We start from the raw sequence: 15,078 nt of genomic DNA on the forward strand, positions 1-15,078 counted from the left end.
CACTTAAAGCGAAGGATAGGCATAACAAAAAAAGGGTGGTGTAGGGCAATGAATAAGATGAAATCTCTTCTTTCGCTGTTCGCGGCGGCGGCGGTGCTTCTCTCTTTGCTTGCCGGTTGCGCAAAAAGCGAGACGAATAACTCGCCGCAAGCGACGGAAGGAGCGGGACAAAATTCCGATGAAATGATTACGGTTACAGCGGTGAGGCCGGTCCCGGATGATTTGAAGTTCGAGGGCTCCGATACTCTGGACAATAACGTGTGGACCCGGTTGTACGAGTCGGATCTCGGCATCAAGCTGAATTACGAGTGGATGGTTCCGATCGCCCAATACGAGCAAAAGCTGAACATTTCGATCGCCTCCAACGATTTGCCGGACATTTTCCAGGTGAACGCCTCGCAGCTTAAGCAGCTTGCGACCGACGGCCAATTGGCCGATCTCACGGCCATTTTCGACGAGCAGGCGAGCGACTACACGAAAGACGTCCTGAGCCAGGATGGCGGGAACGCGCTGGCGTCGGCGAAGTTTGACGGAAAGCTGCTGGCGATTCCGAAGATGGCTTCCGGACTTGGGCAGGCCAACGTGCTGTGGATCCGCACCGATTGGCTTAAGAAGCTGAACCTGGAGGCGCCCAAAACGATCGAGGACGTCAATAAAATCGCCGAAGCATTTACCAAGAACGATCCTGACGGCAACCAAGCCAACGATACGTTCGGGCTTGGCCTGAACAAGGATTTATGGGGGATGTTCGCTTCCCTGGAGGGGTATTTCAACGGATATGGCGCATACCCGAACATTTGGGTCAAAAATGAAGCCGGCCAGTTGGAATCGGGCAATATTCAACCCGAAGTCAAAGAGGGGCTGTTAAATTTACAGAAATTGTTTGCCAGCGGCTACATCGATCCTGAATTCGGCGTGAAGGATTCCTTCAAGGTGAGCGCGGATGCCAGCGCCAATAAAATCGGCATGTTTTATGGCCTGTTCTGGAACATGGGCTGGTTGTCCGAAGCTAAAACGGCACATCCGGAGATGGAATGGACGCCGTACGCTTTGGTCGGCAAAGAGGACGGCGGCACCTTGGTTCAGGTACCGTTCCCGATTAACACGTATTACGTGGTAAGCAAAAACGCCAAAAACCCCGAAGCGATCATTCAAATGCTTAACCTGCAATTGGAAAAATGCTTCGGCGCGACGGCAGAACCGGAGGTTTACAACGTGGACGCCGCCGGAAATCCGATTTTTGAATACCCGTTGGTTTATTCCGAGCCGCCGATGAAAAATCCGGACGCCCAAGTGAAGGTGACCGCCGCGCTGGAACAGGACGACACGAGCGCATTGAACGCGGAAGAACTCAGTTATTACAACAGCATCAAGGCGTTCCGCGGAGGCGACCTGGCCGGTTGGGGAACGGAGATGATGTACGGTCCCGAGGGATCTCTGGCCGTGATTAACCAATATGCCGAAAACGGCAGGGTGCTTGATGACGCTTACTTCGGGCCGCCGACGGAGGCGATGACGCAGAAGGGAGCCATCTTGTCCCAAACCCAATTGCAGACGTTCACCGAAATCATCATGGGCGGGGACATCGGCAAATTCGACAAATACGTTGACGATTGGAAGACGCTGGGCGGCGACCAGATTACGCAAGAGGTTAACGCCTGGTACGTCGATCGCCAATAGGCACGCTAACGGTCCAGGCATTCGAACGAAGGGGCTTCGCCGGATGCGGCTCGAAAGTGCCGTATCCGGTAAGAGCCCTTCCCGGATCGCCTGAGGAGAGGAGGATTCATCATGGCGCGTTTCAAAAGGAACATCCCCCTGCATCTCATGATGCTGCCGGGCGTCATTCTCGTGCTGGTGTATGCTTACGGTCCCATGTTCGGGCTTGTGATGGCGTTTCAAAATTTTTCTCCGAGCAAAGGTTTTCTCCATTCCGATTGGGTAGGGCTCGACAATTTCCGTTACATCTTGAGCATCCCGACCATTTCCGAAGTCATCCGCAATACGCTGGTGATCTCGATTCTGAAAATCGTGCTCGGGATCGTGATGCCGGTCGTCGTCACGCTGATGTTGAACGAACTGCGGTTGCGCCGGCTGAAAAGGGGGATTCAAACGATCATTTACTTCCCCCATTTTCTTTCGTGGATCATTCTCGCGGGCATCTTCATCGACATCCTTTCCCCTTCGGAAGGAGTCGTCAACAAACTCATTGCGGCTTTCGGATTTAAACCCGTGTATTTCCTCGGGGACCAAACCTGGTTTCCGGTCAGCATGATCCTGACCGATACGTGGAAGGAATTCGGCTACGGCACCATCGTTTATCTGGCCGCTTTGTCAGGCATCAATCCGACGCTTTACGAGGCTGCCCAAATGGACGGCGCGGGACGCTGGAAGCAAATGTGGAACATTACCCTTCCCGGACTGATGCCGATGATCATGTTGATGTCCGTGCTCGCTCTCGGAAACATCCTCAATGCCGGCACGAACGGATTTGAACAAATTTTCAACCTGTACAGCTCCCAGGTATACAAGACGGGCGATATCCTCGATACGCTGGTGTTCCGGGTCGGCATGCAAAACGCCCAGTTCAGCGTGGCGACCGCAATTGGCCTCTTTAAGGCGGTAATTTCCTTTATCTTTATTACCACGGGATACTTTGTCGCGAACAAGGCGCTGGGCTATAAAATACTGTAGAAGAAGGGATAATGTGGGGAGAAAAATTTTCAATGCCGTCAACGTGCTGATCTTGGCCCTGTTGGCGTTGTCCTGCCTGTTTCCGTTCATCAACGTGCTGGCCGTGTCGCTCAGCTCCAGCGCGGCGGTGTCCACGGGCAAGGTGTTTCTGCTGCCGGTCGACTTTACGCTCGAATCCTACAAATTCGTGATCGAGAAGCCGGAGTTTTTCCGGGCGTTTACGATCTCGGTCCTTAAAGTTCTCATCGGGGTACCGGTCAACATGATTCTGACGATCATGCTGGCTTACCCGCTTTCCAAGACGAAAAACGAATTCAAGTCCCGCAACCTGTATATGTGGTTCTTCGTGGTAACGATGGTGTTCAGCGGCGGGCTCGTCCCTTGGTACATGATCATCAACGCCACCGGTTTGATCAACAGTTTCTGGGCGCTGATCATTCCTTCCGCGGTGCAGGTGTTCAACCTGGTTATTTTGACCAACTTTTTTCAGGCGCTGCCCAAAGGGATCGAAGAGGCGGCCTATATCGACGGAGCGTCCCACTGGAAAATCCTGTGGAAGGTGTTCGTCCCGCTCTCGCTGCCGGCGATGGCTACGCTCATCTTGTTTTGCGTGGTGACGCACTGGAATTCCTGGTTCGAGGGGTTGATTCTGATGAATACCCCTAATAAATATCCGCTGCAAAGCTATTTGCAGACGGTTATCGTCAACCGCGACGTGAAGCTGATGACGATGCAGGACGTGCGCCTGCTGAGCATGGTGTCCGAGCGGACCTCGCGCGCCGCCCAGGTGTTCGTGGCCACGCTGCCGGTGTTGTGCGTCTATCCGTTTTTGCAGAAGTATTTTACGTCCGGCATCGTGCTTGGCGGAGTCAAAGAGTAGACAGACTATCATCTCAATTGGAATGGAGCATGCCATATGTGGAAACTTGCCTCACCTAATAACGCACTTAAACTATCTGTTTACCAGGATAATAAGCGAGGCCTTTTTTATGCTTTGGCGGCGGGCGAGCAGCCGATTGTTGCCGAATCCAGGTTAGGGATCGCCACCGGTTTGGGGGATTGGCTCGAGGGTTTTCAATTCGTAAAAGCGGAAGAAAACGCGATTTCCGAGAGCTACTCCTTACCCGTCGGCAAAAAGGCCGTTTATGATAACCGGGCCCACGAGCTCACGCTGCATTTTAGCATTGACGACTTGGCTTTGTCCGTCAATTTCCGTCTGTTTGACGATGGACTGGCATTCCGGTACGGGCTTGATTTTGAACGGGAGCAGCCGCTTCGCGTTTATCGGGAATATACCGATTTTGTGATGGCCGAAGGCTTTGACGATCTGTGGCTGCAGGATTGGGTGAATACGTATGAAGGCCCCTATAACCGCTGCGATTGGCAGGCGGCCGGGGAGCGGGATTACGGCATGCCCGCGCTGCTTCGCGGCGCAAGCGGGCATTGGGTCATGCTGACCGAAGCGGGCATTTTGAACACGGGCGGCGCCTATTGCTCAAGCCACTTGCAAAGCGCCGCCGGCCGGCGGATGAAGCTGGCGTTTGCTCCCGAGCAAATGGGGCCGCTGGAGCTTGAGCTTCCCGCCGCTACCCCGTGGCGGGTCGTCATGGTTTGCGATACGCTGGACGCTTTGGTGCGCAGCAACCTGAATTATAATCTCAACCCCGCCTGCGATTGGGAGGATCTTTCCTGGATCAAGCCAGGCCGCAGCGTCTGGTCGTGGTGGTCGTTCGAAAACGGCGCCCAATTGTACAGCGAGCAGAAAAAGTACGTGGATTTTGCCGCAGCGATGGGGTTCGAAGCCGTTACGGTGGATGCCGGCTGGGATGACAGCTGGGTGAAGGACTTATGCGACTATGCCCGCGAAAGAGGCGTGGACGTCTGGCTGTGGTCGGACATGCAGGCCGTGGATACGCTCGAGAAAGCGATGGAGAAAATCCCCCGTTGGGCCGAGTGGGGCGTCGTGGGCCTCAAGGTCGATTTCTTCATGAACGATTCCCAGCACACGATGTGGCAATACCAAATGATCGCCGACATCATGACCGAACACAAGCTGATGATCAATTTCCACGGCAGCACCAAGCCGGCCGGCGAAGCCCGGACGTATCCGAACCTTATGACGGCGGAGGGCATCATGGGCCTGGAGCATTACAAATGGAGCGGCCTGCCGCATGCCGTCCATAATTGCACCGTTCCGTTTACCCGCAACGTGGTCGGGCCGATGGATTATACCGTCACCGGCTTCTCCAACCCGAACCGGAACACGACGCAAGCCCACCAACTGGCGCTAGCGGTGGTGTTCGAATCCGGCGTCCAGCATATCGCCGAGTCGATTTACAACCTGGAGCCGTGGATCGGCCTGGAGTTTCTGCGGAGGCTGCCGGCCCGATTCGACGGACTGAAGCTGCTCTCCGGATTTCCTGGCGACCACGCGGTGATGATGCGCCATGCGGAAGGGCAATGGTTCGTCGGCGGGATCGCGACGTCGTCCCGGGCAATGACGATACCGCTCGACTTCCTTCCGGAAGGGCGCTATGTCGTAGATCTTTACAAGGACGGCGCCAACGGCGATATCGTGCATAAAGAAACGCGGATCTTGACCAACAAGGACAACGTGCTTGTCCACCTGCTTGAAAACGGCGGTTTCGCGATGTACATCAGCGACGGCAAAGCCCCGCTTAAAACGGGCGTATGCGGCAGCTATATGGACGACCGATGCCGGGTCTACTCCTCCCGCGAGGGAACGCTGCGCGGCAGCGCGGACCGGATCGCCTGCGAGAATGCAGCGGACGGCAGCGTTGTAAGCCTGGGCGGTTCGGGGGAACTGAGCTTTGAGCGTGTCACCGCCGAACGGGATGGGCGGCACACGTTGCGCTTATTCTACTTGTCGGAGCTGCCGAGCCGATTGCAAGTTGCCGTTAACGGGGAAGAGCCGAAGCACCTTGCGCTCGAATCTTCCGGTGGCCATCGAGTGGTGCGGACGGCGGATCTCGCGATAACGCTGAAGCAGGGCGAAAACACGATCGTATTGCGCAAAGCCGGCTCGCAAGAGGTTGCGCCTGCGATCGATGGTATGAAGGTGATCGATTACGCGCCCAATGAAGATGTATACTATCCGGCCGAGACGGGCGTATTGTCCGGCGGGGCGGTATTGTGCCGCGCGGATTTGCCGGACGGCCCTATGAAAGCGGTAGGCATCGGCCATGGCGGTGCGATCGCATTCGAGCGCGTGCTGGCAGAGAAGGACGGCGATTATATGTTGAGTATCGATTACTATTCGGGCGAGAACCGCGCCCTGCTCATTGCGGTGAACGGAGCGGCACCGCTGCGGTCGGTGTTGTTCAACAGCGGCGGCTGGGGGCCTTCCCGTTGGGACATCGTCGGCACCAAAGAAGTGAAGATCCGGCTCCGCCAAGGAGAAAATACGATCAAGCTGTATCATGACGAAGAGGCGGCTCCCGAGATCGGCCGAATCGGCATCCGTCTGGAAAAGGCCGGTGCGTAACATGATCTCCTACGATCCGGCGGCACGGCTGTTTCACATCCGTACCGCAAGCATGTCTTACGTCTTCCGTGCAGGGGATTACCTGCAAAACCTGTATTGGGGCAAAGCCCTCGCCGCCGAGGATTTGGCCGACCTTCCGGCGGCTTCGTTCCACAGCTCCTTCGATTACGATACGCTGCTGGAACGCGAAGAGTACGGCTGTTGGACCGGTCGAAGCTACAGCGAGCCTTGTCTGGCCATCGCCTCGGAGCGCGGCCGCCATCTGGCGATGAGATTCGTCGGTCACGACCTATCCCCGGAACGGGAGGGCGTTCAGACGCTCCGCGTCTTTCTGTCCGGAAATGACGGAGCAATGTCGGTCGCATTGGATTATGAGGTTCATGCGTCATATGACATGGTGTCGCGCTCGGCGACCGTCACGAATCACGGCGAGCCGGTGACGCTGGAAAACGCGAAGTCCGCGGCGCTCCATCTGCCCGAACTGCCGCGTTGCACGCTGCGCTATCTTACCGGCAAATGGGCGGGAGAGTTTCAGATGACGGATATGCCCGTCGAAACCGGCGCGTTCACGATGCAATCCAAGCGAGGGATTACGGGGCCGCATTTCAATCCCTGCTTTGCGCTGTCGGAAGGGGCGAACGAGCGGGAAGGCGAAGTTTGGTTCGGCCTGCTCGCGTACAGCGGCAATTGGAAAATCACCGTGGAGAAGACGATTTTCAACAACGTGAAAGTCGTCGGCGGCGTGAACGACTTCGACTTTGCTTACCCGCTGGGGAAAGGCGAGAGCTTTACGACGCCCGCCTTCCTGTTCGGGTATGCGGAAGCGGGATTCGGCGGCATGAGTCGCAAGCTTCATCGCTTTGAACGCGATCGCGTCTTGGCCGCCTCCGCGAAGCCGCGGCGGATACTGTACAATTCATGGGAAGCGACCGCTTTTTCCGTGGACGTACGGGAGCAAAAGAAGCTGGCCGACAAGGCGGCGCAAATGGGCGTCGAGCTGTTCGTGGTCGATGACGGCTGGTTTGGCGAACGGCATAGCGACAAGGCGGGGCTTGGCGATTGGCATGCGAACCGGGAGAAGTTTCCGAACGGGCTCGGGGAGCTCATCGCACACGTCAACGGGCTGGGGATGGACTTCGGCATCTGGGTCGAGCCCGAAGCGGTGAACCCGGATAGCGAGCTGTACCGCAAGCACCCGGATTGGATATACCGTTTCGACGGCAGCGAACCGCTGCAATTGAGGAACCAGTATGTGCTGAATATCACGAAACCGCCCGTGCGCCGCTACATCCTTGAGATGCTGCACAGCCTGCTTCGCTCCGGCAACATCCGCTTCCTGAAGTGGGACATGAACCGCTCGATCAGCGATTTGGGAGAAGGCGGCGGTACGAAGGACCGCCGGCTGTGGGTAGAGCACGTCCATGCCTTGTACGAAATTTGGAGCGAACTGCGGCGGGATCACCCGGACGTCGAGCTGGAAACGTGCGCCGGAGGAGGCGGGCGCATCGATTTGGGCATTCTCCGCTATGCGGCGCAATGCTGGCCCAGCGATAATACGGACCCGTTTGACCGTTTGTTCATCCAGCACGGTTTCACGCAGTTTTACGCTCCTCAGATCATGATGTGCTGGGTAACGGACACGCCGTCCGGCGCGGGCAAGGCGAATCGAAGCATCGCCTACAAGTTTCACAGCGCCATGTGCGGAGGACTCGGCATCGGCGCCGACATCAACCGCCTATCTCCGGAGGAAGCGGCAGAATATAAGCGGCATATCCTTCAGTACAAGGAAATCCGCGAAACGATTTTAGGCGGGGATCTCTTCCGCCTTCGGCCACCGGGCGAGTCCGGTTTGACGGCGGTAGAGTACGTCGGCCCGTCCGGGGACGAGATCGTCGTGTTGGCCTTTTTGCACGCGCAGCAGTACGGGGATTCCTGTCCAAGGCTCAAGCTGCAAGGCCTATCGGAGAACGCCCGGTATGAACTGGCGGGGGACGGCAAGCGGTATCACGGCAGTACGCTGATGCATTACGGATTGCCGATCGAATTGAAGGGCGATTTCGACAGCGCCTTGTTTGTATTGCGGCGTACTGAACGATAGCTTACCCGCGTAAAAGCGGAAGGCCCCCTTTCCGTCAGGGAAGGGAGCCGTACGTCGCAGCTGTTAATGCCTGGCGCTTTTTTAGCTCCGATCGGGAAGGCATATCGCCCGAATTGGAGTTCAGCGGCAGGGGATAACGGGTTGGAGATGGCTACAAAAAGCGCAGGCACAGCATGAGGAACAGATCTGTTCCTGTGCTGTGCCTGCTGTTATTTATGTTTATTATTGTTCCAAAATCCGAACCAATAGGCTTACCGCTTCCGCCCGGGTCGCAGTACCGTTCGGAACGAACTCATTATCGCCGCGGCCGCTCACGATGTCCAGTTTGCGAACCGCCTCAATTGCGCCTTTCGCCCAATTCGGGATGTCCTTATCGTCCGCGAAGCCGGTCGTTGCGCCTGCTTCAGCAGACAATTGAAGCGCCCTAGCGATCATTGCTGCCATTTCCGCCCGGGTAATCCGCCCATTCGGTCGGAAGCTACCGTCCGCGTACCCGCTCACAATGCCTGCTTCAACAGCATTCGCGATCTCTTGCTTCGCCCATCCACCGATTTTGGCCTCGTCCGTAAACGCAGTCGCTGAACCTGCTCCTTCCAGCTTAAGTGCCTTGGCCAGCATAACCGTAAACTCGGCGCGTGTAATAGCGGCATTCGGCTTGAACGTTCCGTCCGGATAGCCGCTGACAAGCTTCATCCCCGCCGCGCTCAGGATGGCGTTCTGTGCCCAATGTCCCACGATGTCTGTGAATGATGGTACCGGCGCGTTCGTTTCGCCGTTTTCATCCTTCTTCTCATCTACAGCCATGACCGCAAACTTGGTGAAGTGATCCACCTCGGCCGTAATTCGATCGCCGTTCACGATGCCGCCTATTTCATTCCATGCTTTCTTTGCTTCGTCATAGTAGAAGACAGCGACCCTCTGATTGTCTCCTACGAGAGACGGATCGAACTTCATCGAGATAGTGATCGGCTTCTTGAAGTTGCCGGTTGTATTTTTGGTCAATTCAAAGATGTTGCTGACAAGTGTCTCCTTATCAAAAACGAGATTTGCCGTACTGATCAGCTTCTCGATCTTGATGCGGATTTCTTGCTCTGCCGCGCCTACGCCTACCGTAAGGATCACTTCTTTATCGAGGCTGACCTCTCCGGCCCGACCGCTCGGAATAAGAATGATGCCGTTCGTCGATTCGATGACGGAGGTAGTATGGCTTCCATTACCTGTGCCGCTGACTGGCGTTTCCGGTTGGGGATCCCTCGGCGTCTCCGGACCCGGAACCTTCGGTGTCGCCGTCACGACATTGGAGAAGTCACTCTCGCCTCGCGCATCTACTGCTTTCACCGCGAACGCATAGCTCTTTCCGTTCGTCAATCCAGTTACCCCATACGTGGCTGCCGTTACGCTGGCTTGAACTAACTGCCAGTTGCCCGGATCGGCCGGCGCCGCCGTGCCTTCATATTGGTACACGGAATAAGTAACGCTTTCCGCTGAAGCATCCCATCTCAAGGTCGCGGATCGATCGCCGGGCGCTGCCGTCAAATTCCTAGGCGAAGCTGGGACAGATACTTCATCCGGCGACGGGATCACCTCATTCGACGGCGCAGACGAGGCCGATTCCAATTTGGCGTTCCTTGCTATCACCGTAAAGGTATACGCCGTACCGTTCGTCAAACCGGTGACGGTGATGGGGCTATCCGAACCTTCTGCCGTCGCAACAGCTTCTCCGTTTGCCCACGCGGTGACCTGAAAGCCTGTAATATCGCTTCCGCCGTTACGGATCGGCTCGGTAAAGCTCACCTCGGCGGACCCGTTATGGCCAACGGCATGCACATCCGCTGGGGCGTCCGGAGCGGTGACAAGGGAAGGATACACCTTGAATTCCCAGAGTGAGTAGCCGTATGTGCTCCCTCTTTTCGTGCCATACATCTGAACGTATCGTGCATTCACCGGATCAAAAGCAATTTTATCGATTCCGCCGGTGCCGGTTGTGGTGCTGTAAACGGGAGTCCAATTCGTTGTGTCGTCGGAAACCCGAATTTGGTACTCCTTGCCGTACGCGCTTTCCCAATGCAGATTGACCTTCTCGATGGTTTGGCTAGAGCCAAGATCGACGTAGATCCATTCCGAGTCGGAATAGTTAGATCCCCAACGGGTATTCAATACGCCATCGACTGCCTTGCCAGGTGCCACGTCAGCGGCTCTGTAAGAACTTGCCACTACCGATTTGCCTTCTGCAAGATTGAGGGGCAAATCTTCGTATACTTTAAATTCATAAAGCGAGTAGCCGTTTCCGGTACCCTGTTGAACGCCCTGCAACCGAACGTACCTGGCACTGACCGGATTGAAAGAAATTTCTTCGATTCCTCCGTTACCCATGGTTGTTGAGTAAATATCCATCCAGGTTTGGGCATCGTTCGATACTTGAATTTTATAGCTTTTTCCGTACGCTTCTTCCCAATTTAGCCTAACTTTGCTGATCAAATATTGATTTTGCAAATCTACATAAATCCATTCATTATCCGAATTGTCTGAGTTCCAATACGATGTTCTGTATATGTCCGTAGCATTTGAGGCAGCTCGATTATTTTTACTGGATGAAGCAAATGCGCCTTTATCGTAAGCGAGATCGAATCCTCTGTCGTCAATGGAGGCTTTCTCATCCAAAGTTATGCTTCGGCCTGTGAACGTATCCTTGCCGAGCTTGTAGCTTGTCGTGGTTTTTTCTCCGTTTCGATCCAGCGTCACGTTCACAGTAATTCCTGGTGTTTCGGGATTGGAGACGGAAATACGGACAGGAGCTGCGGATTCGTCAACGATAACCAATGCGGGTTGATCTACGGTGACGGTCAAGCCGTCTCTCAAATTCACCGTTCCGGGTTTATAAAACAGCAATTCCGCAATTTGCAGAGTGTTATGCCGGACAGCCTGAATAGAAGATGTATTCGAGAGAATCGTTACCGGGATGTTGCTCGCGTAGTTGCTGACCTCGTCCGAATTTTTGTTTGGCAATACAATATACTGGTAGGAGGCGTTTGTGGGTTTTACGCCATGATCTAGCCAAATCGAATAAATCGATTTAGTGATCTGATCCGTCGAACTTCCCGTAACCACGTCACTCCAGCTGCCGGTTTTCGTTTCCCGTTTTATTTGAAAATCCGTCGGATTCGGGAATACATAGCCCATGTTATCGTTATAGGCCCAGCGTCCGGTAGTTTGCATCGTTCCGTCGGCTATCGGATTGCCATCTACGAGAACTTCGCCGATCGTTTGGCTTTGGTTCAACGTCGTGTGGATCGGCGCGGCATTCGTCGAGGCGATTCCTGCACCAAGTGCAACCATTTCATCATCGAAGAAAAAGTAACCTTTCTTTCCGCTTGTACTCAACTTGTTGAAATCAAACGCGGTGGCTCCATAACGCTCATTTGTTACGCCGCCTACAAAGGTTTTCGGATTGTTGAAATTGCCGTCTTTCGTGAGTGCGTACGGAGCCGTCGTGCCGGGAACGTGGGCCCAATCCATCAACGGGTAAACGGGTCTGTATTCGTCGCCGGTTCTTTGAATGGCTGTGGCTCCTTGCGGCGTCCAGTACAACAGGTTATATCCGCTGGGATTAATCGTTCTCCATTCACCGCCCTTGACCGTGCTTGAAGACATTTTGACCGTAATCCCGTAGTCTGATCGCATATGAGAGGAGACAAGAGTCTGCCATTGTGTCATATTGTTGGCGTTCAGTCCATTGCTCGTGCTCGTACCGACCTTGCGAATATTATCAAGGAAACTCGCAAACTCCGCAGCCCTCTCCGGATTGGCCGGTTGCATCCACTGTAACGGATCTTCATAGAAGGTCAAAGCCGCGCTCGAATAATCCGGCCAATCGGGTCCATTCATCCCCATGCCCAAATCCGCAACATCGCCTCTCACGAGATACCTTGTGCCGTCCAACAAATAGGACGATAACGAATCAATCGCCGCTTTGCTGTACGGGAATACGGTACCGGAGGTGATGTACGCCCAGAATGACATGTCTCTGGCAAAGCTTCTTCCGTAGCCTGTCGTATAATTCGTTTTGCCATGCATGAAAAAAGACATGTCCGACTGGATTCCCGTCACCGTCGTCGTCACGTTCGACAGTACGTTAAACGCATTCACGGCGTTCCGAACGATTTGGGCATCCTCCAGCAATAAGCCACGGTACATATAATTTTGATTGTACCAGGAGGAATTGGCTCCATCGACCGTGTGAGGGCTGCTGTCTAACGTGCCGATAATATTGGAGACTTGCGTTGCCGTTAAATAGCCTTCACATAGAAGCGCAATTTTTTCCAGCCTTAATTGTTTGCCGATTCCCGTCTCCCACCAGTTGGTTGAAGTCGGCTTTACCGTGAACCAATAGTCTAGCGCCTTTTGGATACCGTCTAGCAGCGCTGCACTATGATAGTTTGGATCATTCGGGTCAGCGAACGCCTGAGCCATCGATTGCATCCGATCTAAGGCAAGGTAGGGCGACCAACCTCTCCCGTTGGCGGCGGAAGTTGTACTTGCGTAATCGACATCCCCCCAGCTTCCATTCGGATTTTGACTGGATAAGTAAGTGCTAGCCTTTGATTTGAAGGTCCATTCGACCCGACCGTTCGTTCCGTCGTTTATGATGTCTCTAGAGATGTAATAATCAACCATACGCTTTTTCATCAATTTCATATCCGCGATCTCTTGAGGAGTACTGGCTTTGTCAACAATTTGGAAATAGAAGCGGTTAGCATTTTCCGTGTAGCCGTCATTTAGCAAATATGCGATGTAATACTCGCCTGGCGCCAAGTCTTTGAGACTTGGATACTCCTTTCGGCCCTCACTTTTGTCTGTAAGTGTGATCGTGCCATCGGGAAGGCCGTTCACATAACCCCATTTCCAGGCATTCGTCCCTTTTTGGGGCGTTTCGCTTTTGAGGTAAATACCGATCCAATCTTTATTGCCTTGAGCCCCTGTGTAATGGATGGTTAACGGCTGCCCGCGCTCTACAACCGTTTGATCCATACTCAACGTGCTGCTGAATTCGGGCTCGGGGGCCGACGGCAGGCTCAAGTCCGCGTAACTACGCGGCTCCACATTGAACTTGGATACGACAGCGCGGTGGTCGGACAAATAAGTATCCAACTGGATGTCCGCATAAGATGTCGGTCCGCCTTTGACCTCCTTCTCGCCGATTAGTTTGCTTTCTAGCGTTGTCGCAGGACCCCCGACATAGACATAGTCAAGTCGATCATATACTTCCGGATTTCTCCACTCGGTGCCCTCGACCGCCCAAGTGATCCCTGGCGCTGCGGCCGGGTCCGGATGCATGGCCCGATAGGAATCGACCATACCCAATTGGTCCAGCTTCTTCGATACCGGCCATTCTACCGCTTTACCGAAATAGCGGTCTTTTGTCGCCTCCGTCCAATCCAGGTGCGAGGGCACATTGAAATCTCCGGTCAGAAAGACGGGCATTCCTTGCCCGGCGAGCGCAGGAAGCTTGCTGAACGGGTTGCGCATCTCGGCCATATGCTTGAGGCTTTCATCGGCAAGGACACTCTCTACTGTCTTGCCATCTGCTATGCTGTAAGGACCGTAAGGGGTGGATGACAAATGCACATTGCTGATCGCCACAGCTCTGCCAGAGTCTACTTCAATCAGGTAGTAATCTTTTTCCTTATCGACATCGAGTATCGGATATTTGCTCAGGAGACTAACATTTGGGCTTGCCTTCATGCTGACATAGTATCCTAACGATGCAGCCACCTGAGTTACGATGGTATTATTGGATTCTTGGATGCCTATCACATCTGCGTCTGCCGTCCGGATCAGGTTCTCGAGGAAATTGATGACACTATCGATGCCGTTCTTTTTGATTGCATCCCCCGACCAAAGGTTCAAGCTCATCACTGTGAGCACGATTTCCGGTTTCGGGTCGGGGCCCGGCGTTGTCGAAGTTATCGTGACTTCAACCGTTGTCGATTTCCCTTCTAACGTAATGTTTATCTCAGCGGTCCCCTCTGATACGGCCTTGACCAGTCCGGTTGAGGTCACCGTTGCCACTTGTGGCATGCTGCTGACATACTGGATGCCATTGGCCGTTGTTACATCTTGGGTTTCATTCGTACTATACGTGGCTTCAACCTGCAGTTGCACATTGTCCTCTTGTTGATTCAACTTTAGCCCCAAGGATTCGGGAGTCGCCTTCAATTGTGTGATTTCCTTGCTAACAATCTGGAAGTAAAAGCGGTCAGCGTTCTCTGTATAACCGTCATTAAGTAAATACGCGAGATAATATTCGCCGGGTGCCAAATCCTTTAAGCTTGGATATTCTTTTCGACCCTCACTGTTGTCTGTAAGTGTTATCGTACCGTCAGGTAGGTCATTCACATAATCCCATCTCCAAGCGTTAGTTCCTTGTTCGGGCGTTTCGTTTTTGAGGTAAATCCCGATCCAATCTTTATTGCTTTGCGCCCCTGTGTAATGGATAGTTAATGGCTGTCCGAGTTCCACTACCGTTTGATCCATACTCAGCGTGCTGCGTTCCGAAGCACGCACAACATCCGTAGACATACTGCCCCATGTTCCTACCAAGAGGATGAATGCCATCAACGATTTCAACAGTTTACTCATGAGCCGCTACCCCCTTGAGTAGCAAGACAGATTAATCCCTTTAAGCATCTTTGCATTTGGTTAGCCATCCACATGACCTCCTTGGTTTAACTAATCATCCAAAGTTGATGACAGCGCTTTCCGAATTGTTTTATTCTCCTTT

General features: G+C 54.0%; 6 protein-coding genes. 5 read left to right on the forward strand and 1 reads right to left on the reverse strand.

Annotation, left to right across the window (positions count from 1 at the left end; all coding sequences use genetic code 11):
• Positions 1–48 precede the first annotated feature (48 nt).
• The 5 genes from KJS42_RS18310 to KJS42_RS18330 all read left to right on the forward strand — a co-directional run bounded on the left by KJS42_RS18310 (position 49) and on the right by KJS42_RS18330 (position 8,297).
• On the forward strand, positions 49–1,680 hold the full coding sequence (locus KJS42_RS18310) for an extracellular solute-binding protein (protein WP_213623710.1): 1,632 nt from the start codon (positions 49–51) through the stop codon (positions 1,678–1,680).
• A 111-nt stretch (positions 1,681–1,791) separates the two neighbouring features.
• On the forward strand, positions 1,792–2,694 hold the full coding sequence (locus KJS42_RS18315) for an ABC transporter permease (protein WP_193417699.1): 903 nt from the start codon (positions 1,792–1,794) through the stop codon (positions 2,692–2,694).
• A 13-nt stretch (positions 2,695–2,707) separates the two neighbouring features.
• Complete coding sequence (locus tag KJS42_RS18320) at positions 2,708–3,574, forward strand: carbohydrate ABC transporter permease (protein ID WP_193417701.1); 867 nt, start codon at positions 2,708–2,710, stop codon at positions 3,572–3,574.
• A 36-nt stretch (positions 3,575–3,610) separates the two neighbouring features.
• A complete protein-coding gene (locus KJS42_RS18325) occupies positions 3,611–6,199 on the forward strand; it encodes a glycoside hydrolase family 97 N-terminal domain-containing protein (protein WP_213623711.1) in 2,589 nt (862 codons plus the stop codon).
• Position 6,200: 1 nt separating this feature from the next.
• Entirely contained in the window at positions 6,201–8,297 is a 2,097-nt protein-coding gene (locus KJS42_RS18330) for an alpha-galactosidase (protein ID WP_213623787.1), read from the forward strand.
• Positions 8,298–8,519: 222 nt separating this feature from the next.
• Here the strand turns inward: KJS42_RS18330 and KJS42_RS18335 are convergent, their stop codons facing one another.
• Positions 8,520–14,936 carry a polysaccharide lyase family 8 super-sandwich domain-containing protein gene (locus tag KJS42_RS18335; RefSeq protein WP_213623712.1) on the reverse strand — a complete coding sequence of 2,139 codons (6,417 nt, stop codon included), beginning with the start codon at positions 14,934–14,936 and terminating at the stop codon, positions 8,520–8,522.
• Between the last annotated feature and the right edge of the window lie 142 nt (positions 14,937–15,078).

Origin of the sequence: Paenibacillus sp. J53TS2, assembly GCF_018403305.1 — a bacterium.
Classification (GTDB): domain Bacteria; phylum Bacillota; class Bacilli; order Paenibacillales; family Paenibacillaceae; genus Fontibacillus; species Fontibacillus rhizolycopersici.

What these genes read in the sequence shown, in the direction of transcription:
- KJS42_RS18325 (WP_213623711.1), top strand. Translation starts at nt 3,611, where the DNA reads ATGTGGAAACTTGCCTCACCTAATAACGCACTTAAACTATCTGTTTAC.
- KJS42_RS18315 (WP_193417699.1), top strand. Translation starts at nt 1,792, where the DNA reads ATGGCGCGTTTCAAAAGGAACATCCCCCTGCATCTCATGATGCTGCCG.
- KJS42_RS18335 (WP_213623712.1), bottom strand. Translation starts at nt 14,936, where the DNA reads ATGAGTAAACTGTTGAAATCGTTGATGGCATTCATCCTCTTGGTAGGA.
- KJS42_RS18310 (WP_213623710.1), top strand. Translation starts at nt 49, where the DNA reads ATGAATAAGATGAAATCTCTTCTTTCGCTGTTCGCGGCGGCGGCGGTG.
- KJS42_RS18330 (WP_213623787.1), top strand. Translation starts at nt 6,201, where the DNA reads ATGATCTCCTACGATCCGGCGGCACGGCTGTTTCACATCCGTACCGCA.